Here is a 24,887-nt window from a genome sequence, read left to right as displayed (position 1 = left end):
TAAGGCGCACTTGTCAACGGCAAAATGTACTTTTGCTTTTTTGAGAATTTGGGTATGATCAGCTCGCAATGACTGGATTGAGAAACAATTGGGCTTTTAGCCCCTTGTTTTTACATAAATTCACGCAACTGATTTAGCTCGCTTCTTCTAAGTTATCTTTGCGTGCAATGCCTGGGGTTCAGGAAAATCCTGCTCGCCTAAGCTACAGGATCTGAATTCCAGCTAGGGAAAGTATCCATCACATAGGAGGTGAACGGATGGAAACGCTTATTGCTATCACGCCGGCACACTGTCTTGATCCGCAGATTGCCATCGCGGCCGTAAGAGCCCACGGAATCGGGATCTTGGATCTAGGCTACCGGGAGATGCCAGATGCATTGTCGTCGGCGCTTGACAGCCTGGCGTCCGCCGCCAGCCAATCGGCGCAGTGGGGGGTCCGCTGGGACGTACTCGGATTGGCAGCCCGAGACCTCAACCGACTTTCCGAACTCCTACCATACCAAGTTCCCATCCTTGTCCTCGCCGGTTCGACACCGGCCGAACTGACTGCTCTGCGGAAGCGAGTCAAATCCATCGCCCGCCGAGTTTTCGTCGAAGTCCATGATTTCCCGTCGGCCCAGGCCGCCATCGCCGCCGGCTGCGACGGACTGATCGTCAAAGGCCATGAAGCGGGCGGATCGGTTAGTCGCCACTCGACTTTCATTCTGCTGCAGGAGCTCAAGGGACGGCTGAACATTCCCTACTGGATTCAAGGCGGAATCGGGCTGCGCAGCGCTGCAGCGGCGGCGCTCGCCGGCGCGAACGGCGTCGTATTGTGCGAACAACTGTGGCTGACCGACGAAAGCCCGCTCGCTCATTCAAATCTGCGCGGCATGTGGAGCCAGTTGGACGGCAGCGAAACGATTCTGCTCGCACCGGAAGAAGCCCCGTTTCGGCTGTTCGCACGCTCCGGCCGCGATAAGCTCCAGGAATTGGAGCAACGGGTGGTTCGCGGTGAACCCTGGCGGGACCAGCTGGTACAGCGCCTCGGAGAAACCGAAGACGCGTTGCTGCCTCTCGGGCAGGATATCGCGTTCGCAGCTCCTTTGGCCAAGCGCTACGGCACCGTAGGCCGCATCCTCACCGCTGTGAAAGAAAGCATGGATTCGCTGATCGAGCAAGCGCGCTCGCACCAGGCCTTGTCCGCCGACTCGCCTCTGGCGCGCAAACACGGCACCCGGTTTCCTATCGTTCAGGGTCCGATGACGCGGGTCAGCGATACCGCCCAGTTCGCGAAGGCGGTGGCGGACGCCGGAGGGCTTCCGTTTCTCGCCCTGTCCGTCATGCGCAAACCGCAAATCCAAACATTGTTGAGCAGCACCCGTAAACTCATGGGCGATCTCCCCTGGGGTGTGGGGCTGCTCGGCTTCATGCCGCTGGAACTGCGTCAGGAACAGCTCGATGTCATCCGCGAAATCAAGCCCCCCTTCGCCATCGTCGCCGGCGGAAGGCCGAGTCAGGCGCGCGAACTGGAAGCGCTCTCGATAATGACCTATCTGCACGTACCTTCGCCGGGGCTGCTTAACAGCTTCATCAAGGAAGGCGCCCGCAAATTTATTTTCGAGGGCAGCGAATGCGGCGGACACACCGGTCCGCGCACCAGCTTCATCCTCTGGGAATCGGCCATCGAAGTCCTGACTGCGGCAGAGCTGGAGGATCCCGAGTCGGTTCAGGTGCTGTTCGCCGGCGGAATCCACGACGAGCTTTCGGCTGCGATGCTTTCGGTCCTGGCGGCGCCGCTCGTCGCCCGCGGCATGAGTATCGGGGTCGTCATGGGCACGGCATACCTCTTCACCGAAGAAATCGTCCACACCGGCGCAATCGTGAACGAGTTTCAGGCCCAGGCGATCGCCTGCCGAGAAACCGCCTTGCTCCAATCCGGCGTCGGAATCTATACCCGTTGCGCCAAGACGGAATTCTGCGACGAGTTCAACCGGACGCGGCGCGAACTGCAAATGGCTTTGGAATCCGAAGAGCGCACGCTGAAGGTGCTCGAACTGCTCAACATCGGCCGACTGCGCATCGCATCCAAGGGTATCGCTCATAAGAGCCAGTCCGCGGCAACAGCCCCGGACGACCGGTATGTCAAGGTAAATGTCCAGACGCAACGGCGCGAGGGCATGTACATGCTGGGCGAAGTCGCGCGGCTGAGGAACAATACCCTTACGATCGCCGAGCTTCACACTGCGGTCGCCACGGGCAGCCAGGAACTGCTTGCCGGCGCAGCGCACGAGCCCGAGGCGAAACGCTGGACGCGGCGACAGAACCGGGATGATATCGCCATCATCGGTATGGCCTGCCTGCTGCCCAAGGCGGGCGACGTGCGCCAGTACTGGCAGAACATCCTCCGGCGGGTGGACACCATCCGGGAGGTCAGCGACGACCGCTGGCGTCCGGCCGATTTCTTCGACCCCAAGCGCGGAACGCCGGACAAGAGCTACTCGAAATGGGGCGGTTTCCTCGACGACGTCCAATTCGACCCCACGGTGTTCGGTATTCCCCCGGCCGCTCTGCGCTCCATCGAACCGATGCAGCTCCTGGCTCTGTACGTGGCGAAGCGCGCCCTGGAAGACGCCGGGCTCGACCGCCGCCCGTTCCCCAAGGAGCGGACCTCGGCCATATTCGCTTCCGGGGGAATGAACGACCTCGGCACGATTTATATCTTCCGCACCTTGCTGGCCCATTATCTGCCCAAGGTTCCGGGGCTGCCCGAGGCGACCCGGAAGCACATCATGCAAACTCTTTACGAGCGCGAGCTTCCCAACTGGACCGAGGATTCGTTCCCCGGCTTCCTCGGCAATGTAGTGGCCGGCCGGGTAGCTAACCGCTTGGATCTCGGAGGAACCAACTTCGCGGTCGACGCCGCCTGCGCCTCGTCGCTCGCAGCGCTGGACGTGGCAATCAAGCAATTGCGAAATGGCGACGCCGACGTGGCCCTGGTGGGTTCCATCGACGGCACCAATAATGCCGTGGCTTTCATGGCGTTCGCCCAAACTCATGCCCTTTCGCCCCGCGGGCGATGCCGGCCGTTCGACGACAGTGCGGACGGCATCGCTATCGGCGAGGGCGTCGCGGCACTGGTGCTCAAGCGCCTGAGCGACGCCGAACGGGACGGCGATCGAATCTACTCCGTCATCAAGGGGATCGGCGCTTCCAGCGATGGACGCAATCGCAGCCTTACCGCGCCTCATCCGCAAGGCCAGGTGCGTGCATTGTGCCGCGCCTACGAGGACGCCGGGGTGAATCCGTCGACGGTCGGTTTGATCGAGGCTCATGGCACGGGTACCGCCGTAGGCGACAAGTCGGAGATCGAATCCATCAACACTGCCTTCGGCGAATGCAATCCGGCGCCCCAGTCCTGCGCCATCGGCTCGGTGAAATCGATGATTGGCCACACCAAGGTCAGCGCCGGTCTTGCCGGGCTGATCAAGGCGTCCTTGGCGCTGAAACATCGCGTTCTGCCACCGACTTTGGGTGTCGAAACGCCCAATTCGCGCGTGGATTTCACAAACAGTCCCTTTTATATCAATACCGAAACCCGGCCTTGGTTCGCTCACCCTGACGGACATCCGCGACGCTGTGGCGTAAGCGCCTTCGGTTTCGGAGGTACCAACTTCCATGCAGTACTGGAAGAATACGGCGGCGACTACCGGGACACCGATGCAATCGATCTGAATCCCCGTGACGCCGAACCCTTCATTTTTTTTGGACCGAATCGTTCTCACATCGTTCACGCGGTGGAACGCCTGCAGCAGGGACTCGAATATACCGAACATCTCGATCTCGCCCAATTGGCGTATTCGCTGCAATCGGAACAAGTCAAAACGGGAACCGGCGCGGGCGTCCGCGCCTGCCGGCTGGCCATGGTCGCCACGTCGGTTGCGGATCTCAGGCAAAAGCTCGATTTAGCTCTTCGCGAGTTGCGCGATAATGACAAAGCGGAGATCAGGCATCCTCAAGGCATTTATTATCGGGAGTCCGATGCCGCAGGTGGCTTATGCTTTGTCTTCCCGGGCCAGGGATCGCAGAAGATCAACATGCTGCGCGATCTGGTCGCGACCCAGCCCGAACTGCACGGCTTCTTCGAGCGGGCGGATACTCTCCTCGCCGAGCGCCTGCCTCAGCCGCTGTCCCGATTCATTTATCCGCTGCCGGCGTTCAGCGACGAGGAACGGGAACGGCAACAAAGTGCATTGAATGCAACGCAGATCGCGCAACCCGCGCTTGGCGCGGTCGAGCTGGCGGCGTTCGAACTGCTCAAGAACTATGGCGTCCATCCCGATTTCACGGCTGGCCACAGCTACGGGGAATACGTCGCCTTGTGCGCCGCCGGCGCTCTCGATCGCGACGACCTGATCCGGCTCTCGGAAGTTCGCGGACGCATCGCCGCCGACGCGGGACAAAGTTCCCGAGGGGCAATGGCCGCCGTGGACGCGGATGGCGCTCGGCTCGAAAAGCTGATCGCCGAGCACGGACTTGCCGTCTGCATTGCCAATTTGAACGCTCCGGACCAGACCATCATCGCCGGCCCGGCTGAAGCCATCGACGAGGCGGCGGCGGTATTGGCCAAGAACTCTCTACGCGTAACCAAACTGGCGGTCAGAGGCGCGTTCCATTGCGCCGCCATGGCCGATGCCAGCGCCGTACTCGCCGCCGAATTGGCCAAGATCGACTTCCGCTCTCCCGAGTTCCCGATCTTCAGCAATACCACGGCCGACCGCTATCCGGACGAGCCTGCCGAAATCCGGGCACTGCTAGCCCGCCATCTGGCCGAGCCGGTGCGCTTCGTGGAGGAGGTGAACCGTCTCTACGACGCGGGAGCCCGGATTTTTCTGGAGATCGGTCCCGGTCTGGTGCTGAGCGGACTCGTCGACCGCATCCTGGCCGATCGGCCGCACACCGCTCTGGGTCTCGACGCTCCGGGGCGCCCCGGCTGGCTCCAGCTCTCCCACCTTCTGACTCAACTGTTCGCGCTGGGCGTTCCGGTACGCTTCGAAACCTGGTTCAGACACCGCGGGCTGACGGACCGTCCGCTGCCGGAGCTGTTCGCCCAGGCTCGGGCGAAAGCCAATCCGGGACCGCTGATTTGGCGGGTCAACGGCGGCCGGGCGGTACCCTGGCACGACTCGGCGGACACATCCAAGAATGTCGTGCCGTTGCCGACAGGATTGAAATCCCCGGCGGCTTCCACCGATATGGCGCCAACTCAGGCCGCGGGCGCGCGCCCGTCCTTGGCCGTGGTGCAAGATCTTCCAACCAACACAAGGAGGTATTCCGTGATGAACCATGAAGCATCCAACTCCGCGAAGCCGGCTTTGGGGCCGCCAGCAGAGGGAATCCCGGCGGGATCAGATCCGAGATTCTCGTTGATCCAGAACTGCGTCGCCCAGCTCATCGATCTGCAGCGCGAGCAACAAAGAACCTTGTGCTCCTTCCTGGATTTTCTGCACGCCAACCTGGCGGGCGCATCGTTGTCGGCGCAGCAGTGGACGGTCGCATCGCCCGAAATCTCCTCGATGGCACAAGCGCAACCGGTCGCGACAGCGGCCGCGTCCGGCGGAGCGGTTCTGAACGGCGTGCCGCCGGCACCCGTTTTGCCGCTTCAGCTTCGTACCGCGGGTCCCGCCGAAGCGGCAGGGGAACGGCCGTTGTCCGTCATTCCGACGCCCGCCGTCCGTAGCGGCGGACCGGTCTCCGCCAAACCCACCGGCGGTGGCGACACCGCACCGCTTGTGGCGGTGAAGGCGCCGGCAGCCGGCGGCACCGGGCTCGCGCCCACCGAGCAGTTCAAGGCCGATCTGCTCCGCTCGGTATCGGAGCGCACCGGTTATCCGGAAGACATGCTCGATCTCAATGCCCACATGGAAGCCGATCTCGGCATCGACTCCATCAAACGGATCGAAGTTTTCAGTGCCCTGAAAGACCACCATAACCTGCTGGAAGGACGTGACGAGGAAACGGTGCTCGAAGAGCTGTCGGGTCTCAAGACCTTGAACGAGATCATCGCCTGGTACGACCGGCTGCGGGAACCGAAACCAGCGCAGGGAGGCGCCGATTCGCCAAAAAAATTGCAGACTCCACCATCGATCTCGCCGGTTGAGATGGTGGAGTCTACCGCTGGTGCCAAACAACCGGACTGCGTGGCCTGTTACGTCGTGAAGCCCGCTCCCGCTCCGCTCGAAGGGGGAACGGTCATCAATCCGGGCACGCCACCCATGATGCTGTTGCTGGGGCATGCCTCCGAGCTCAGCGAGGCGCTTCGTAACGCGCTGAACAGCATCGGCTATGTCACGCGGCAGCTTGTCCCGGGTCGCGAAACCCGCGCCCTGGACGGTGATCGCTTGGAAGTCGATTTGTCCTCGCCCAAAGGCTTGGACGGCTTGCGCGATTTCCTTAAAGCCGGCGGGAAACCGCTGGGCGGGCTGATCAATCTATTGAGCGCGGAGACGCCAGAAGGCAGCGAGGACTATCGGCCCTCGGAGGCGCGGGCACTGTTCCTGACCTTGAAAGCTCTGGAACAGGACTTCAAGGAGAACGTTCGGGCCGGGGGCGGCTGGCTGATCAATCTGACCGCATTGGACGGACAATTCGGCCTGAAACGGTCTCGGCTGTTCGAGGCAGAGCGAGCGGGCACCCTCGGGGTTGCCAAGTGCGCCGCCCTCGAATGGCCGCATTTAAAGGTAAAGTGCATCGATCTTGATCCGAACCTGGGGACCAGCCAGTCGATCGAACGGGTCTTGATGGAGTTGCGCCCGGACGATCAAACCTTGGAAATAGGCCACACCAGGGAGGGACGCTGGCGGCTCGATCTGCAACAGCGCCCGGACCATGGCACCATCAGGCCGGAACTGGAGCTGGACTCCGGCGCCGTGGTTCTGGTCACGGGCGGAGCGTATGGCATCACCGCCGATATCGCCAAAGGCTTGACGCGAAATCGGCGCCTGCGGCTGGTGCTGGTGGGACGGAGTCCGATGCCCGAGCCTGAATCGGCATCCACCCGAAATATCGCCGATCCGGATGCCTTGCGGCAATTTCTGATCGGAGAGATGAGGCGCGAGAGCGGTAAGGTCAAACCGGCCGAGGTCGAGGCCGCACTCAGACGAGTTCTCAAGGAACGACAGATCCGCGCCAACCTGGCCGCCCTCAAGGAATCCGGTTCAGAAGTCGATTACCATGCTTTGGACGTGCGCGATAGCGCTGCTTTCGGACAATTGATCGACGACATCTATGCGCGCTGGGGACGAATCGACGGCGTGCTCCACGGCGCAGGCGTCATCGACGATAAGCTGATCCGCGCCAAGACGCCGGAATCCTTCGACGCGGTTTATGACACCAAGGTCATTCCGGCGCTGACCATGGCCCGGAAGCTGGACCCGTCAAAGCTGAAGTTCCTGGTGCTCTTTTCCTCGGTGGCCGGCCGGTTCGGCAACGTGGGCCAATGCGACTACAGCGCGGCCAACGAGGTATTGAACAAGCTGGCCGACCGACTGACAGTGGAGTGGCCGAACGTCCACACCGTCTCGATCAATTGGGGTCCTTGGGACTCCGGCATGGTGAACGACGAACTGCGCAAGCTCTATGCTTCCCGGAACATCCGCCCGATCCCGGTAGAAACCGGGGTTCGGCATTGCCTGGAAGTGCTGGAACGCCGCGACCGGCAGGAGCCTGAACTCGTGATCGCAGCGAGCATCGAGGCGATCGCCGCCGGACTCGGACGTTCCTCGGCGCGCGATGAAACCACGCGGCGCGCGGTCGATTCGACCGTTTTGACACCGGCGGTGGCGTGATGCCCCGCGACCGCTCGACCGAATCCCCTAGTGAACCCGACAAGGAGTAAACGGAGCATATGGATATGGCAAATCTACACAGTGCGGTACTGGCGGACTTCACTCCGGTGAGGGTATCGAAACCTGTCCCGCAGCGCATCACTCTCGAACTGGCGGCCTTCGGTTTCGCCAAGGCTTATTGCCTGAACAATGACATCTGCGACAAGGAAGGCTTTCGCCGGGTTCACAGGGAAGTGAAAGAGAAGCTGGACAAGTACGCGCTCTCGCCTTCCCATATCAAGCGCCGGCAATTGGTGTTCTTTCCCCGCCTCACCGATATCCGCTTCTCGGACGGCGAGTTCACGTTGGCGGAGCCCGAGTATGAGTACTTGCAGTTGTTCAAGGACAAGAACGATCCGAAGGGCGTGGACCTCAAAGCCCGGCACGAGAGCTACGGCAAGGTGGTCGACGGATGTCTGAACCAGATGTACGACGACGGGGCCAAAGCGCCGGACGATGTCATTCACGTGACCTGCTCCGGTTACCTGGCGCCGAGCCCGGTCGAGCGCATGGTCGCACGGAAGGAATGGTTCGACACCACGGTCACACACAGCTATCACATGGGCTGCTACGGCGCCTTCCCCGCCATCAAGATGGCGCACGGTTTTCTGTCGTCCTCGCAATGCTTGGTGACTCCGCCCAAGGAGCGGGTGGACATCATCCACACCGAACTGCTGTCGATCCACAACAACATCGAGGACTTCCGTGCCGAGAACATCATCACCATGACCTTGTTCGCGGACGGATTCATCCGCTACTCGATGTATCCGGAACCGGTGGCGCGTGAGAGAAAAATTCCCGGCCTCAAGGTCCTGGCGTTCAACGAACATCTCCTGCCCGATTCCGCCGAGGACATGACCTGGGTGCCGGGGTCTCATCAATTCCACATGACCCTGTCGGTCATGGTGCCCGTGGTCCTCAAGAAGCACATCCGGTCTTTCGTCCAGTCGTTATTGCGGCGGGTAGAGATCGATTTCGACGCGCAAAAGGATGAGCTGACCTTTGCCATTCATCCGGGCGGGCCGAAGATCGTGGAACACATTCAGGACGAACTGGGTCTGCGGGAAGATCAGGTGGAGGTCAGCAAGGAGGTGTTCCGCGAGAACGGCAACATGTCTTCGGCGACCGTGCCTCATATCCTGAAAACGATCCTGGACGACAAGTCGATTCCCCGCGGGAGACGCGTCGTCTGCCTGGGTTTTGGACCGGGACTCACGATTACGGGTCTCGTTTTGGAAAAGGTCTGATCATGAAGGAACTATCGAGCCGCGCAACGGAAAGCGATCTTCCGCCCTTGATCGGGCGGGTATACGAGGTGGAGTCACTGAGGGAGCTCGAAACTCCAGAACCTTCCCCAGCCGAATCGACGGCGACAACCGACGAGCCGAGGGATGCGTTCGACCCGGCATCGGCGGCACAGGACTGGACCAGGCAAAATGCGGAACGCGGCGACGAGCCCGTTTTGCCTTTCATCGGGCGCATTCTCGATCATGTGCCCGGCCGGTCGATTACCGTGGAGCGCGAGTTGACCCTGGACGAGGATCTGCATCTCGCGGATCACGCCTTCGTCCATGCGCCCGGGGTGAAACCGCTATTCGCCTGTCTGCCGGTAGTTCCCATGACCCTAAGCCTGGAGATCCTGGCGGAAACGGCTGCCTGCCTCGCACCCGGCTACGGGCTGATCGGCTTCGAGGACGTGAAGGCCACGCGCTGGATCGAGCTGGCCGACACCGACCGCCTGTGTCTCCGGATTTCGGCCCGTCTCGAGCAATGGGATGCCGAACGGAACACTTGCCATATCGCCGCCGCCATCCATATCGAAGACCAAGCGACTCCGGCGATCCAGGCTCGCGTCCTGTTCGCGCCCTACTATCGTCTCGATCTCGAGCTCAGCTTCACGGAGTTCGCCAATGCCCGTCTCTATCCCAAAAGCGCCGAGGAAATTTACCGGGGCCGCCACTTATTCCACGGACCCGTGTATCAATGCCTGGTCGGGGAGATCGTGCTGGGCGATCGGGGCGCCGCCGGCGAGTTGGTGGTCAAAGCGCCCGAGATCATGTTCCGATCCATACGCAAGCCCCAGTTTCTGACCGAGCCGGCGTTGCTCGATGCGGTCGGACAATTGATCGGAATCTGGGCCATGGAAAAAGAGCGCTACGTCTTTCCCGTCGGCATCGGCAAGCTCGAGCTATACCGGCCTACCCCGACGCCGGGAACGCAATGCCCGGTGCGAATCGAAATCACCCGCGACGAAGGCAAGCTCCTTTCCGCCGACATCGAGATTCAGGACGGCGCGAGCGCCGTTTGGATGCGGATCAGGGACTGGACGGACTGGAAGTTCCGCTGGGACAAGCGGCTACTTAATTTTCGCCGCCTGCCGACCCGCTATTTGCTGAGCCATGCGCTCGACCTGCCGGCACTCCCGCCTTCCGCCAGCTGCCGCATGATCTCAGGCGAAGACATCGCCGGCTTCGACAGTACGCTCCTCGCTCGCTTCTGCCTTCATCTGGACGAGATGGAGACGTTTTCCGACATGCGCTCGCATGCTCCGGGCCTGCAGCATTGGCTGCTGGGGCGCATCGCAGCCAAGGATGCCGTGCGCGACTGGCTGGCGCGGCAAGCCGGGACGGAAGAAATGCTGCACCCGGCCGCCCTGATCATTCGCAACAACGACCAGGGCCAGCCCGAGGTGGCGCCGGTCCCCGAGGCGAACCGGTTGCCGCAGCTCAGCATCAGCCATAGCGAACATCGCGCTATCGCCATCGCCCATGCGGGACCCGTGGGCGTGGATATCGAACCGATCCGCCCGCGCCAGCCGAGCTTCGTGGAGACCATGGCCGGCGAATCGGAACGCTCGCTTCTCCGTGACACGAGCGGCGCCCCCGACGAATGGGCCACCCGCCTGTGGTGCGCCAAGGAGGTCGCCGCCAAGTTGCTGGGTCTCGGCATGAACGGCTCGCCGAAAGCCTACGAGGCGCAGGCCATAGGCGAGGACGGTCTGATCCACATCGTCCATCGAGACAGCGGCCGAACGATTATGGTACGGACGGTACGCCTGGAAGAGTTCGTCATTGCCTATGCCGGCGCCGCGACTGCGGAGACGGAAGCGGGGCAAGCCTAAACGCCATCAACACACAAAGGATTGAATAATGAGCAGGATTGGTCCGCCGCTGCTGGTAGAGCTTCGCCAGGTCGGGAAGGTTTATCACCTCGGCGAAAGCCGTATAACGGCTCTCAAGACAGTGAATCTGTCTATTCATAGGGGCGAATTCGTGGCCGTCTGGGGTCCGTCGGGTTCCGGCAAGTCTACCCTCTGCAATCTTATCGGGCTGCTCGACGTATGCTCTTCGGGTACGGTGCGTTTCGAAGGCCAGGATGTGGCCGCGCTGTCGGACGACCAGCGCAGCGAGCTTCGAAACCGCGGAATCGGATTCGTCTTCCAGAGCTTCAATCTGATTCCGGTACTCTCGGCTCTGGAAAACGTCATGCTTCCGCTGCAGATCTCCGGAGTTTCCACGGCACAGGCAAGGCGAGCGGCGCGCAAGCGTCTGGCCGAAGTGGGGCTGGACGACCACGCGGCGCATCGTCCCGCCAAGCTTTCCGGCGGACAGCAGCAGCGCGTCGCGATCGCGCGGGCCCTGGTTACCGATCCGGCACTGGTGATCGCCGACGAGCCCACGGCCAATCTGGATTCCGAAAACGCCTTGAGGATTACCGAGCTCATGCGACGACTCAACAGCAACAACGGCACGACCTTCGTGTTCTCCACGCACGACCAGCGCCTGCTGGAACGTGTGGAGCGTCAGATTCAGATGCGCGACGGCGAGATCATCGATGACAGGTCGCCGGAGCAGCCGGCCATGCGGCTAGACCGATCGGTGGGCTTATGATGACCTGGATCAAGCTCGCCTTAAGAAATCTCTTCCGCAATCGGCGCCGGTCGCTGTTCACGATTCTGGCGATCGGCCTCGGCTTTGCGGCGGTCAACACCCTGGGCGGATTCACCGCCTACATCTTCACCAGCCTCAAGGATTCCTACATCTACGCGCAGGGTAACGGCCATCTCAGCGTTTTCAAGACCGGCTTTCTCCAGGAAGGCAAACTCGATCCGACCCGTTATCTCATCGACGAAGAAGAGATGGGAGTCATTCAACAGGTGCTGGCCCGGCATCCGGAAATCGTGGTGGTGGCACCGCAGCTCCACATTTCGGGACTTCTGAGCAACGGGAAGGTGTCGACGATCTTCATCGCCGCCGGCCGAGTGCCGTCCGCCGTGCGCCGCATCAACGAGCATGCCCGCGGGATGATAGGGAAAATCCAGTTGTTCGACGGCAAATCCCTGGAGGACGACGTCATTCACGGCATCGGCCTGAGCCGGGGACTGGCGGAGCAGCTTAATCTGGACTTGGGCTCCGACGCCGTCGCCATGGCGCCCACCGTGTCGGGACAGATCAACGCGCTCGACGCCCAGGTGTTTCAGCTCTTCGATGGCCCGGTCGAAGCGCTGGAGGACAAGCTCATGTCGGTTTCGCTCAAGTTCGCCCAGAGCCTCTACGATACCGGCAGCGTGGATCGCCTGACCTTGCTGCTGACGAACGACGACACAACGGAAACCGTGCGCGCCCAGCTGGCCGGAGAACTGGCGGCAGAAGGCTTGAAGCTGGAAGTCAAGACCTGGAACGAGCTTTCCACCTTTTACACCAAGGTGAAGCAGATGTTCGACGTGATCTTCCTGTTCACCTTCCTGATCGTGTTCACCATCGTCGTCATGAGCGTGATCAATACCGTCAGCATGGCGATCATGGAACGGACCCGCGAGATCGGCACGCTGCGGGCACTGGGGTTCAAGCGCCGCGGCATCGTCGGACTGTTCGCGGCCGAAAGCATGTTATTGGGGATTCTTGGATCGCTGCTCGGCATGGCCCTCACCCTGATCACCTGGTCGGGCGTCGCATTTTTCAAACCGACCTGGATACCGCCCCAAATCACCCGCCGGGTGCCATTGGAGGTCTACCTGGTGCCCGATTACATGCTCTACAGCATCCTGCTGCTGATCGTTCTTTCCCTGGCCGCAGCCAGTCTCCCGGCGCGCACGGCAGCTCGCATGCAGATCGTCGGCGCTCTGGGACATACCTGAACCTAGGAGCGACAGTTGACCGCTTCGATGGAGTAGATAAAGTACAAGGAGAAGACGATGAGAACGACCCTCTTGCTCGGAAGCTTGCTAATCCTGGCCGGATTGCTGTCCGCCGCGCCGTTGTCGGCTTCGCCGGACGTCAAGACTATACTGAAGACGGCGGATCAATCGCGGGGCAACCTCCTGGGCATTTCCTGGGAAGTGGTGATAGAGTCCATCGAAAACGGCCGTACCGACTCTTTGAATTACGACATCAAGGCGCGCGGCTTCGACATCTCCGGAATAAGCCTCGCACCGCCGAAGTACAAGGGCAACAAACTGCTCATGTCGAACAACAACATGTGGTTCTACAAACCTGGGCTGAGCAAGGCGGTCCCCATTTCGCAGCGCCAGAAACTGATGGGCAACGCGGCCTACGGCGACATCGCCTCGACCAATTACGCCGAGGACTACAATGCTGCTCAGTTGCCCGACGACACGGTGGGCGACGAGGAATGCTATGTTTTCGATCTCACCAGCAAGAACGACAAGACCACGTACGATCGTATCAAATACTGGATTTCGAAAAAGCGCCTGGTGGGGGTGAAAGCGGAGTACTTCACGGTATCGGGAAAGAAATTCAAACTGGCTGAAATGGAATACGGCAATAAAGTGCTTATCGACGGAAAGGAGCGTCCGTTCATTTCCAAGATCACCATGTACGACGAACTGATGAGCGAGGACGTGACCTATCTCAACCTCACCAAGCCTCGGTTCGAGCCACTTCCGGATTACGTATTCAATCTCAACCTCTTTATGAAATGAAAAAAAACGGTGGACTAACGTGGGGACTATGGGTTTTTGTCATGTGCGCAATATCGGGAACGGCGGCCGCGGCCACCGAACCCGTGATCGTATCCACGGGGCCGGTGAGCATTTTCGACGAGATCAAGAGCGGCTTCTATTCGCGGATCAACGTCCTGGCTTTCGGAATTTTCCAGGAACCGGAAATGAATTCGCGCCTGAATCCCAATAATATCCTGGAGATATCCACCTATCAGGCGTCGATCAACCCGCGCGTGGATCTCAACCTGGACTTCCGCCGGTTGGAACTGGGTATCAAACAACGCTTCATCTACCTGTGGCAGCGCTGGGAGGAAGGGTTCCCGGAGGGCGAAGAAGACAGCCTGGCGCAGTTCTACACGAACGAGTGGTTCGCCCGTTACCGGCTGATGGACGAGTTGTTCGTTTCCTACGGCCGCGAGAACCTTCAGTGGGGGCCGTCGGTGCTCCTGTCTTCGTCCAACCCGTTCAACAAGGAGAACGGGCGGAACAACCCGAGAGTGGAAGTTCCCGGACTCGGCTATGCGCGGGCCGTGTGGATACCGAATTCCACCTGGGCCGTTTCGTTCATCGCCAATACGGATGAAGGCCGATTGGGACGGCAGCAGGGTTTCGGTCTCAACCAAGCGGGATTCGCCGACGGCTCGGCACAAGGCCAGGAATTTCAGCCGGGTTATGCCTTCAAGATCGATTGGACCGGGGACGGCAAGTACTTTTCCGTCATCCCTTCGTACCGGGAACACACCGGCTACCGGGTCGGCTTTTTCGGCGGCTGGAACGTGACCGACGCGCTGCTTCTCTACGGAGAAGGCGCCCACGGCGATTACGGCGACTTCGAATTACTGGGAGGCGCCTCGTACACCTTCGAGGCCGGACCGACCGTCAACCTGGAATATTTCCATAACGAAAACGGCTGCCTGCGGGATCGCATCGATCAATGTTTCCTTAGGGGCGAAATCGACTCCACCGATCCCATGTTTCGCCAAGACTACATGATGCTCCAGTATTCGGATACCGAGATCTGGAACGATTTCAACGTGAATTTCCGGGTGATCCACAATCTGAACGACCAGTCCGACCGCCTGATCGGCATCTTCGAATACGAAGCCACCGACCATACGCTGTTGTACGTCATTGCCAACGGTTTCACGGGCTCTCGCGACAGCGAGTTCGGCAGCCTCTTGAATTATTCGTTCTTCGTGGGCGCCGCGTACACGTTCTAGCGCGTTTTTCATTACGGTCTAGCGGCGTGGGTTGGGAAGGTTGCAGGTCGGCAATCCTTTGCCGACAAAGCCTCTCACCGATCCAGGGCGTCGGCAAAGGATTGCCGACCTATCACACCCGTGGGGGCGCTACACGAAAGAGGAAAATTCTCTAGCGTCGCGGCGACAACCCCGGTGCAGCGGTGTCGGGAGCCCTGACGGCGTTCCATCGGCCTGTTCCGAGGCAGGGATATGCCTGGAGACAGCGGACGATCGAACGAACCAGTCGCGTTCGCGCTGGAGCGGCGATGTTGGAATGATCTGTGCGTTTACATGAAGTACCGGCTGAATAGAAGAATCAGCAATTTCCCAGGGAGGAGACTTTCCAATGAATTCCAAGCCTGCGTTTGCCTTCGTCACAATCGGCAATGGCTCCTATCTCGGCTCCACCGTACGCGACATCACCCTTGCCAATGCTCTGCATAGACGGGGTTTCAAAGTGGCCGTTTATTGGATGCTGGAATGCAACCCGGACCTCGTGGCCGACGGAATCCAGCAAAGGATGCTCTGCCGGGCAACCCGCTATCAGTTTCGACGACCGTCCGAGTTTCTGGACAGAATCATAGGCTCGCTCCTGTACCTAATTCCGCTCAGATTGCGAGTTCGACTTGCCCAGAACTTCCCCGGCTTTATCGATAGACTGCTGGTGAACCTCATCGGGTCTCTTTATGAAACGCCGAATCCAGATCGTTTCCTCGTCAAGCGGCTGCTCAAATATCTTGCCCTGGACGAAGTCGACCATCTCATGATGAGCTTCGGCTCGATCGGACCTCTCGCTCTGGCGGCGAAGAAAAACGGTACTCATCCCTTTGACTACCTATTGACCTTTCAAGGAGACGAGGACTTTGCCAAGTACGCGCGGCGGGCCGGTTTGTTTGCAGAATATCGCGAGCGGCTGAACGAGGTCACTCAAGGTTCGCCCTGGCCTGCCATAGTGATCAGCCAGGATTATCGCAATCGCATTGTAGACGAGATGGCTCTCGATCCGGAGCGGTTGCGGGTTATCTATAACGGCGTCGATCTCCCGGAATCGACCGAAAAACCTCCTCTTTCGATTCTCAAAACCGCGTTTCCGAATCTCCTTAAAGGAATTTCGATCGTTTCGTACATCGGACGCCAGGAGGTTGAAAAAGGCATCGATCTTTTGCTTTACGCAGCCAAACTCCTCGACGTCCGCCGAATTCCCATGCAACTGGTCATTTGCGGTGCCACGGCTAAAGGCCGAGCGTATAAGAAAATAATTGCGGAGCTCGCCGACTATCTCGGCATAGTCGTCCACCATGCCGGCACTGTTTCGCCCGAGGTTCGCAACGCGCTTTACGCACATAGCCGGTGTGTGGTGTATCCGTCAGTCTATCGAGAACCTTTCGGCTTGGTTGCCGTCGAGGCCATGAGCTATGGAACACCGGTGCTGGTTCCCGATTACGGCGGGATCACCGAGGTGATTCGGCACGGCGAAAAGGCGGGCGGTTTGACCTTCAAAACCTGGAACAGCGAGGACCTGGCCCAACAGCTCGAGCGTCTGCTCACCGATGAGATGCTGCACAGGAAACTGACCGAGAACACTCGGGCGATCGCAGCAAGGTTTAGCGCTGAAGAAATGGCGGACGCCGTCTTGGCGCATATTGGCGTTGATACGCGCGAATACGGCGACGATGGCTTCCTTCCCGAACGCAGTCGCAAACCTCGTGCGATCGAGGGCGCGCATCACATTCCGGGTTAATGTTTCTTAATGCAATCAGGAATCGCCCAATCGAATTCATCGGCAAATCGATAACGAAGCACGAAGTTCACGGGATATCTCCAGTTGGCCATGGAGTTGGCTCATATCTTTACACGGAGGTGTGCAATGAAGGATTCGTTCCGCAAGCTTGTGACGATATCAGGAGTGATGGGAAGCGGCCTGCTCGGGTTGCTTCCCGGCGAAAGTTTTGCCCAGGGGGACCTGGTCCGAGGCCAGGAGGTTCCCCTGACGGAATGCTCGGGCTGGATAATGGAGAACAGTACAGCACCGGCCATAGAAAGTAACGCCGTGTACTGGTTCGTCCAGGGGCTCCCGGCATATCCACCGGGCGGACACTTCCGGTTCCGTACCGGGTTCCCTCGAGCGCGCTATATGTCCTGGCAGAACCACGATTTCTTGGGGTTTTCGACGGCACTGCTGGCCGACACCGACATCGTCCCCGACCGCGGCGAAAACCCATTCCTCCCGAATACACCGCACGTCCCGGAAAGCGCTTACACCGTCGATCTACTGGACGTGCCGCCCGAAGCTCGGCCGCCTAAGCCGCCGAGGCCGGCGAATATCCTCTACGGCGGCTATCGTTACGATGGGGGCACGACGGAATACAACTCCGTAGCCTACCGGGTGTACCTGCCCGATCCGGGCACGGATTCGCTCGGCGGCATTCCTCAGCCGGATTTCTATTTCGTCGTCGATGACCCTGCAAAGACCAGCCTGGAAGGCATTCACGAGATGTGCGAGACAATGCGGAAGATCCAGGACGCAGAAAAGCAAGCGCTTATCGCAGTAGCTCAAACCACCGAGTCTCTGGCGACAAGGCAGGATAGGCCGCTTTCAAATATTGCGAAGGAAGAAATTGGCCAGCGCGTGATCGACGGCCCATCCGCAGCAGGGGGCATACCGAGTCCCTCCGCCTCCGATTTCAACAATGATCTGGCCCGCTACCGCGTGGTGACACCGCGTCCGAACGGCCAGGGCGTTTACTACAACGCCCAGACCGGCTATCTCCAGGTGTTCTTGAGCGCCTCGCGCGGCGAGGTGACGGTGATGCGCTTCAGGGCGCCCAGCTTCCCCGACACCCAGGGTCTCCAGGGTATTGCGGACGATATTTCCGGCAACGAGCAGCTCCGCTATTGGTCTCTGTGCATGCACGATGCCACGGCCGGGCTGCCTACCACGGGCTGCTTGTACGATGCCCAAACGGCGCAAGATGGCGATGGCTATGTGACGGTCGCCTTCTCCAATCCGGAGAGCCGGCCCGCCAACGCGACCAACTGGTTGCCCGTCGCTAGCGGCCCCATACCGGCGTTGATCCTGCGCCACATGCAGCCAAACCCGGCGTTTACCGAGGCGCTGCTCTACTATGCCGGCACCAACAACGATCCCGCCGCCATTACGGCGCACATGGGAGAGTACTTTCCGCTCGTCACGACATGCACCAAGGCCGAGTTTGAGCGGGATCGCTGCGGGCTGGCGCCGCAAGGTACGCGGTGATGAGGAGCGATGCCGTTGACGCGCGGCACGGACGAAGCGGCGTTTCGAAGAACCGCTTCGCTCCTTAGTCATTTACTTGGGGCTTACACCGGAAAGAACCACCCAAATGGAATTGTCAGCAAATACAGTAAATGGCAAAGCACAAAGCTCGGGGATGTCTTCGACTGGCCAAGGATTGGCCCATTGCCTTTAAGGAGGTGTGCAATGAAGGATTCGTTCCGCAAGCTTGTGACGATATCAGGAGTGATGGGAAGCGGCCTGCTCGGGTTGCTTCCCGGCGAAAGTTTTGCCCAGGGGGACCTGGTCCGAGGCCAGGAGGTTCCCCTGACGGAATGTTCGGGCTGGTTGATTCAAAGCAGCACTGCGCCGGCCATAGAAAGCAATGCCGTGTACTGGTTCTTGCAGGGGCTCCCGGCATATCCACCGGGCGGACACTTCCGGTTCCGTACCGGGTTCCCTCGAGCGCGCTATATGTCCTGGCAGAACCACGATTTCCTGGGGTTTTCGACGGCACTGCTGGCCGACACCGACATCGTGCCCGACCGCGGCGAAAACCCGTTCCTCCCGAATACACCGTACGTCCCGGAAAGCGCTTACACCGTCGATCTACTGGACGTGCCGCCCGAGGCACGGCCGCCTAAGCCGCCGAGGCCGGCGAATATCCTCTACGGCGGCTATCGTTACGATGGGGGCACGACGGAATACAACTCCGTAGCCTACCGGGTGTATCTGCCCGATCCGGGCACGGATTCGCTCGGCGGCATTCCTCAGCCGGATTTCTATTTCGTCGTCGATGTCCCTGCAATGACCAGCCTGGAAGGCATTCACGAGATGTGCGAGAAAATGCGGAAGATCCAGGAGGCAGAAAAGCGAGCGCTTATCAGATTAGTAGAAAGCGCCGAGTCGCCGGACGAAACACGGGAAACACAAATCTTACCCGCCGAGAGAGACGAGCTTCGCCTCCGTGAGGTCAATGGCCCATCCGCAGCAGGGGACATACCGAGTCCCTCCGCCTCCGATTTCAACAACGGTCTGGCGCGTTATCGGGCCGTGACTCCGCAGCCAAACGGCCGGGGCACCTACTACAACGCCCAGACCGGGTATCTATTGGTGTTCTTGAGTCCCTGGCGCGGCGAGGTGACGGTGATGCGCTTCAGGGCGCCCAGCTTCCCCGACACCCAGGGCCTCCAGGGTATTGCGGACGATATTTCCGGCAACGAGCAGCTCCGCTATTGGTCTCTGTGCATGCACAATACTTCGAGCTTATGGACTACTAACGGCTGCTTGTACGATGCCCAGGTGGCGCAAGATGGCGATGGCTATGTGACGGTCGCCTTCTCCAATCCGGAGAGCCGGCCCGCCAACGCAGCCAACTGGTTACCTACGACCGATACCATACCGGCGTTGATCCTGCGCCACATGCAGCCAAACCCGGCGTTTACCGAGGCGCTGCTCTACTATGCCGGCACCAACAACGACCCCGCCGCCATTACGGCGCACATGGGAGAGTACTTTCCGCTCGTCACGACATGCACCAAGGCCGAGTTTGAGCGGGATCGCTGCGGATCGGCCGCAGGTGCGCAATGAGGCAGTCCCGATGCCGACTTTTCGTGCCGTAGTGAACGCTTCGCGTCGCAGAGGAAACGCCTCGCTGTCACTCATTTAAACCTTACAGAAGGAATCGCCCAAATGGATTTGTCCACGAATACAACCGATAGCAAGACACGGAGCGAAAAGAAGTCGTATGCCAAAATCTGGCTCGGGGGCAATTTTCTCGGCTGGCTAAGAATGTTGGCCCACAACAGATTTGACGTTGGGGTGCGACGCATACCCCGGATTGTGGCCATGACATTCGTCATACTGCTGGGCAGCTTGAGCCACGGTCTGCAAGAGCTGATATGGAACCGTCGGGTACGCAGAACGGAAATCAAGCAAGCGCCCTTGTTCATCATCGGACATTGGCGTTCCGGCACCACGTGGCTCCACGAGCTTCTCGCCCTGGACGACCGTTTCACCTATCCAACCACTTACGTGTGCTTCAACCCTAACCGCTTTCTGCTCACGGAGCGGTTCGATGCGCACTGGCTCGGTTTCCTGTTCAAGGCTCTATTACCGGAGCAGCGGCCGTTCGACAACATGGCCATGGGTTGGGAACGTCCTCAGGAAGACGAGTTTGCGCTGTGCAATCTCGGACTGCCCTCCCCTTACCAGAAGATCGCCTTTCCCAATCGCAATCCCTGCCCCGAATATTTCAGTCTGGAAGACGTCCCGTCGCGGGAGCTGCAGCGCTGGAAAGACGCCTTCGTAAAATTTCTCAAGCAGCTGACGATACGCAACCCCAAACGTATCCTGTTGAAATCCCCCACCCACACTTATCGAATCAAGGTCTTGCTCGAGCTGTTTCCGGATGCACAGTTCGTTCATATCGTGCGCGACCCTTACACCCTGTTTCTCTCGACGATGCATTTGTGGAAATCCTTGTACGAGGCTCAGGGCCTGCAAGAACCGAAATACGACGATCTGGAAGACTATGTGTTCGAAAATTTCTTGCATATGTTCCAGAAGATCAAGGAAGCACGCCCGCTGCTCCACGCCCCCCGCTTCCATGAACTGCGATACGAGGACCTCGTGCAAGATCCGGTCGGGCAACTCCGTAAGCTGTATGACCAGCTGGAACTAAGCGATTTCGAGCGAATGCTTCCCAAATTGAAGCAGTACCTAGAAGAGACGAACGATTATCGTACCAATCGCTACGACCTCACCCCGGAACTGAGGGAGGAAATTACTCGACGCTGGGGGCAGGTAATAGAACGCTATGGGTATGCGAGCGGACTGGGCACCCCTATGCGCAGGAATGATGCGGCTTAGGTTGAGGAGGCTCCGATTATTAACCCGGCCTATAAATATAGGCCGGGTTAATCCGGGGCAAGGATGCCCCGGCGCGGCGACAAGCCGCGTGAGCCCAGGCCGGGCGTGTACCGGGCCTGGGCGGCGGCCCGAAATACCAGGAGGGTATTTACGGGCCTGATTAATAACTTATTGCCGTTCCGCAAAACGGGTGGATCGCACCGAAAGGCAGCGTAGACAAATGGCTGGCGATGGAAACGGCCAACGATGCCGCCATGGAGAAGTTTCATTTCGGAATTGTCATCGGCATTTCTGCGAATGTTTCGGGACGCATGACGAAAGACTATCCGTTATGTCCGGACATCCGTTTGATGGTGGCAATTCCGGTGAAAACACAGTGGTTTGAAACAATTGGAGGAATAATCATGAACAGCTTTTCGCAACGCTCCAATCTCAGCGAGCTCCTCGACGACCCAACGCTCGGCGGTGATGATCTGATCAAAAACCTAGAGGATATCGCCAGGGTCAACCGCTGGCTGGGCGGAGAAAAAGCGTTGGTTTCGGCCATCGCACCGTTACTTGAACAGCATGATTTCGGCCGTCCGATAGAAGTTGTTGATCTGGGTTGCGGTAGCGGCGATCTTCCCAGAGCAGTCGTCAAATGGTGTCGAAGGAAAAACATCCCGGTTTCAGTAACCGCCGTCGATATAAACGACTCGATTATTCGGTATGCGACTTCGCAATCGAAAGATTTTCCGGAGATACGCTTTGAAAAGATAGATGTTTTTTCGGACGAGTTTAAAAAAAGGCGGTTTGACATCGTCGTGATGAGCTTGTTTCTTCACCATTTCGACAACCGAAAGGCAGAAGAATTGTTGAAGAATTCTTACGAGCAGTGCAGGTTGGCAGTTGTGGTCAACGACCTGCACAGAAGTCCTGTTGCTTATCATCTTTTTGAATTGTTCGCCTTTGTTACAGCCTCATCCACCATTACCCGTCACGATGGATTAATCTCCATCCTGCGGGGATTCCGGAAAAAGGACCTGGAGAGGCTGACAGACGAATTTTCTGAGGCAAAGAGGAATATTAAATGGAAATGGGCATTTCGTTGGCAACTGGCATTAGAAAAAGAAATTCCCGCAACCGAAAGAGTATATAAAACGAAATAAAAACCCGAATTATCGCAACTTTAATAGTACTGCCTGAACTTGCACCGTCCACTGCATAGACATCGAATATACAAAGAGCTTTCATGGGCTAAAAAATAATTCATTAATATTAGACTCCCGGCGTTTTTCAGTTAATCAAAACTCGCTGAGAGCCGGCATTTTATTCCATTCGGCTTTCGATAGGGTGGGTTACGGCGCACGCAAAGCGCGGTGATCGGCGGTCAATCAGTGCTGATGTGCGCCTAACCCACCCTACGAAAGCAAGTCCTTATCGAAAGCGATTTGGAATTAGCCTTTCAAGCAAATAACAGTGTCAGAAAATTTTACAATCGATTCGCCATACCAAGCCAAGTAATTAACCTATAATTATAATTATAAATATACACATGATCCTGACATATTACGATTTCGGCTCAGCCTACGTTCGCTGAATATCATTTTTCCAAAGAATTGGCATAACTTCCCCGCGTGATCGGCAATATCAAGGTGTCAGAAAATTTTACAGACACTTTACTATCTCCAAGCAAATAATTGATCTAATTAAAAATATAGATATGGCATAAGATTCGCGTAATAAAATATTCGGTGCCATACCGAAATCTCGTAATAAAAATTCAAAAACAACTCAGGAGGAGAATGAAAGCAACCACTTAATTCAACGATTACATATACCAAATATGCGAGTTCTGCCCGGTTACGGGCAATATGATACGAACAGGAAACATGCACTTTGGAAAAAGGAGTATCGACATGATCAAGTGCAATTGGCGAGTTGTTTTTCCCTTATCTCTTTTTATTTTCCATTCGGCGGTAACGGTTTCCCACGCGCAGACCGCTACCGTCTTGGCGAAGGCCGTCCCGGATGAGTGTTGGAACGGTTGCGGCATGCCTTATGTCGCCGCGTCGGCAAATGGAGCCTGCCCCACCGGCACGACGCCCAAGCGAAATCAGGCCTATCTTTGGGGTCTGGCCCAATGGAAACAGACCCTCTGGATCGGAACTGGAGCCAATGTCGCGGGTATAGGACAAACCGCAGGCGACGGATTGCAGGAATGCGATTTCGCTAACGATTCCACCGGCAATCCCATCAACGTCCTCGAGGGCTCGCTGAGCCAATACCCCGGCGTTCCGGTACCATTGCGCCAATTCCTGGGCGACTGGAGACCGCCGCAGGTATGGGTTTATGACATCGCCACCGGTAAGCAAACCAATGTGACGCCGAACGACCCGCTCATCAACGAGACCTTGGGCTTGCGGTCGGCCGGCGTATCCAATGGCGTGGCAATACTCGCCGGTCCGGGCCAGCTCGGGGTGAGCGTCAATTTGTTTGCCTTCGATGCCGATACCAAACAATATCTCGGCTCGACGACTTTGTTGCGATACGCCAACATCCGCAAATTCGTCTCTGCGCAGGGCGCCATGTATACCGGCGTGCAGACACTCACCGGAAGCGGCGAAATACTGCGCTGGACGGGAACTCGAAGCAATCCTTTCAGCTTCACGACAGTGGGTATGGTAGACAACGATGCGGTCAATCTGGCCGTGCACGAAGGGCGTCTTTTCGTGGCCACCTGGCGTCCGTCGACACTGTCCAGCTCGGTCGGCAGCTTCCTCGGAACCAACAACCCGCCGGCCGGGATCTGGATGAGTCCGCCGATTCCCGCAGGAGGCTTGCGGCTTATCCATGCCCCTCTTTGGACCAAGGTTTGGGAAGTAAATGACTACGAAGTCGACGACCTCGTTGCCTCGACCCAAGGGGTGGGCGACTTGGCCTCGTTCGCCGGTTACCTCTACTGGGGACATATGAACCCGCCGTGGTCGGTCTATAGCACGTTCGTAAGTACCTACGGAGAGCCCCAGGATCGTACCGAAACCCAAAAGAACCTCAGCCGGGCCATTCCGATCTTCCGCGGCCGCAATTTCGGTAGCAGTCCCGAGATTCAACTGCTCTACGGGGAAAAGCAGTTACCGAAATACAACGGCAGCACTTGGAGCATGGTGGATAACAATCTGGGCGGCATGACCCCGCTCTACGGCGCGGCGGGCTTCGACGTTCCGACCAATGTCTATACCTGGACCATGGCGGTTTTCCAAGGAAAGCTGGCCGTGGGAACGCTCGACTCGGGATCCAGCGTCAACTTCAGCAAGAATCCCGGTGCCGACCTTTGGGTCTTCCCCGATGGGAATTCCAAGGCAGTACCGTGGACCATAAACGGTTTCGGCCATCCCGACACCGTCGCCGGTGTGCGGACGATGCTACCAACGAAAGATGTCCTCTATGTGGGATCGTCCAGCAGAGCAAATCTCTCTCGGGATGGCGGTTGGAAACTCATCGGAGTAAAGCCGTAACATCGAGAGATCGGGAAAGGAGTGCCGCAGCGCGGCACTCCTTAAGTCAGGCAGACAAAAGCAAATACCATGTAGAGCGGCTAGATGGGGGAACTGTCCCGTACCTAGTAGTTCATCACGATGAATGAGATGGATAAAGCCGCTTGAGTTTTTCACGGGCATCGGTCACGGAGAAGCGCCAGTCGATGGTGGCTTGCG

The 24,887-nt window shown here is 58.6% G+C and carries 13 protein-coding genes; all 13 read left to right on the top strand.

The features are described 5' to 3' along the window. Window positions 1-257 precede the first annotated feature (257 nt). Entirely contained in the window at window positions 258-7,826 is a 7,569-nt protein-coding gene (locus JOD69_RS00065) for a type I polyketide synthase (RefSeq protein WP_210023715.1), read from the top strand. A gap of 65 nt (window positions 7,827-7,891) precedes the next feature. Further along, window positions 7,892-9,112: a type III polyketide synthase gene (locus tag JOD69_RS00060; RefSeq protein ID WP_077730308.1), complete on the top strand. Its 1,221-nt coding sequence runs from the start codon at window positions 7,892-7,894 to the stop codon at window positions 9,110-9,112. A 2-nt stretch (window positions 9,113-9,114) separates the two neighbouring features. Beyond that, window positions 9,115-10,986 carry a 4'-phosphopantetheinyl transferase superfamily protein gene (locus JOD69_RS00055; RefSeq protein ID WP_210023714.1) on the top strand — a complete coding sequence of 624 codons (1,872 nt, stop codon included), beginning with the start codon at window positions 9,115-9,117 and terminating at the stop codon, window positions 10,984-10,986. Between the two features lie 28 nt (window positions 10,987-11,014). Beyond that, window positions 11,015-11,755, top strand: a complete 741-nt coding sequence (locus tag JOD69_RS00050; protein WP_077730259.1) for an ABC transporter ATP-binding protein — start codon at window positions 11,015-11,017, stop codon at window positions 11,753-11,755. Further along, window positions 11,752-13,002, top strand: a complete 1,251-nt coding sequence (locus JOD69_RS00045) for an ABC transporter permease (protein WP_210023713.1) — start codon at window positions 11,752-11,754, stop codon at window positions 13,000-13,002. The genes JOD69_RS00050 and JOD69_RS00045 overlap by 4 nt, the downstream gene beginning before the upstream one ends. 57 nt (window positions 13,003-13,059) lie before the next feature. Beyond that, on the top strand, window positions 13,060-13,806 hold the full coding sequence (locus tag JOD69_RS00040; protein ID WP_077730257.1) for an outer membrane lipoprotein-sorting protein: 747 nt from the start codon (window positions 13,060-13,062) through the stop codon (window positions 13,804-13,806). Continuing rightward, window positions 13,803-15,047: a hypothetical protein gene (locus JOD69_RS00035; protein WP_210023712.1), complete on the top strand. Its 1,245-nt coding sequence runs from the start codon at window positions 13,803-13,805 to the stop codon at window positions 15,045-15,047. Before JOD69_RS00040 ends, JOD69_RS00035 begins: the two co-directional genes overlap by 4 nt. Window positions 15,048-15,414: 367 nt before the next feature. Continuing rightward, a complete protein-coding gene (locus JOD69_RS00030) occupies window positions 15,415-16,809 on the top strand; it encodes a glycosyltransferase family 4 protein (protein ID WP_086133185.1) in 1,395 nt (464 codons plus the stop codon). A gap of 126 nt (window positions 16,810-16,935) precedes the next feature. Then, a complete protein-coding gene (locus JOD69_RS00025) occupies window positions 16,936-18,324 on the top strand; it encodes a hypothetical protein (protein ID WP_156880098.1) in 1,389 nt (462 codons plus the stop codon). Between the two features lie 204 nt (window positions 18,325-18,528). After that, window positions 18,529-19,911, top strand: a complete 1,383-nt coding sequence (locus JOD69_RS00020) for a hypothetical protein (RefSeq protein ID WP_086133187.1) — start codon at window positions 18,529-18,531, stop codon at window positions 19,909-19,911. Window positions 19,912-20,169: 258 nt separating this feature from the next. Then, window positions 20,170-21,192, top strand: coding sequence for a sulfotransferase (locus JOD69_RS00015; protein WP_168183720.1), 1,023 nt, complete (start codon window positions 20,170-20,172; stop codon window positions 21,190-21,192). A 230-nt stretch (window positions 21,193-21,422) separates the two neighbouring features. Beyond that, complete coding sequence (locus tag JOD69_RS00010) at window positions 21,423-22,340, top strand: methyltransferase domain-containing protein (RefSeq protein WP_077730252.1); 918 nt, start codon at window positions 21,423-21,425, stop codon at window positions 22,338-22,340. Window positions 22,341-23,090: 750 nt separating this feature from the next. Then, complete coding sequence (locus JOD69_RS00005; protein WP_086133189.1) at window positions 23,091-24,689, top strand: hypothetical protein; 1,599 nt, start codon at window positions 23,091-23,093, stop codon at window positions 24,687-24,689. Window positions 24,690-24,887: the final 198 nt, after the last annotated feature.

Origin of the sequence: Methylocaldum sp. RMAD-M, from assembly GCF_017832375.1 — a bacterium.
Taxonomy (GTDB): domain Bacteria; phylum Pseudomonadota; class Gammaproteobacteria; order Methylococcales; family Methylococcaceae; genus Methylocaldum.
Note: the sequence above shows the minus strand (reverse complement) of the source record. Positions and strands in the feature narration are given on the sequence as shown.

What these genes read in the sequence shown, in the direction of transcription:
- JOD69_RS00065 (WP_210023715.1), top strand. Translation starts at nt 258, where the DNA reads ATGGAAACGCTTATTGCTATCACGCCGGCACACTGTCTTGATCCGCAG.
- JOD69_RS00060 (WP_077730308.1), top strand. Translation starts at nt 7,892, where the DNA reads ATGGCAAATCTACACAGTGCGGTACTGGCGGACTTCACTCCGGTGAGG.
- JOD69_RS00055 (WP_210023714.1), top strand. Translation starts at nt 9,115, where the DNA reads ATGAAGGAACTATCGAGCCGCGCAACGGAAAGCGATCTTCCGCCCTTG.
- JOD69_RS00050 (WP_077730259.1), top strand. Translation starts at nt 11,015, where the DNA reads ATGAGCAGGATTGGTCCGCCGCTGCTGGTAGAGCTTCGCCAGGTCGGG.
- JOD69_RS00045 (WP_210023713.1), top strand. Translation starts at nt 11,752, where the DNA reads ATGATGACCTGGATCAAGCTCGCCTTAAGAAATCTCTTCCGCAATCGG.
- JOD69_RS00040 (WP_077730257.1), top strand. Translation starts at nt 13,060, where the DNA reads ATGAGAACGACCCTCTTGCTCGGAAGCTTGCTAATCCTGGCCGGATTG.
- JOD69_RS00035 (WP_210023712.1), top strand. Translation starts at nt 13,803, where the DNA reads ATGAAAAAAAACGGTGGACTAACGTGGGGACTATGGGTTTTTGTCATG.
- JOD69_RS00030 (WP_086133185.1), top strand. Translation starts at nt 15,415, where the DNA reads ATGAATTCCAAGCCTGCGTTTGCCTTCGTCACAATCGGCAATGGCTCC.
- JOD69_RS00025 (WP_156880098.1), top strand. Translation starts at nt 16,936, where the DNA reads ATGAAGGATTCGTTCCGCAAGCTTGTGACGATATCAGGAGTGATGGGA.
- JOD69_RS00020 (WP_086133187.1), top strand. Translation starts at nt 18,529, where the DNA reads ATGAAGGATTCGTTCCGCAAGCTTGTGACGATATCAGGAGTGATGGGA.
- JOD69_RS00015 (WP_168183720.1), top strand. Translation starts at nt 20,170, where the DNA reads ATGACATTCGTCATACTGCTGGGCAGCTTGAGCCACGGTCTGCAAGAG.
- JOD69_RS00010 (WP_077730252.1), top strand. Translation starts at nt 21,423, where the DNA reads ATGGAAACGGCCAACGATGCCGCCATGGAGAAGTTTCATTTCGGAATT.
- JOD69_RS00005 (WP_086133189.1), top strand. Translation starts at nt 23,091, where the DNA reads ATGATCAAGTGCAATTGGCGAGTTGTTTTTCCCTTATCTCTTTTTATT.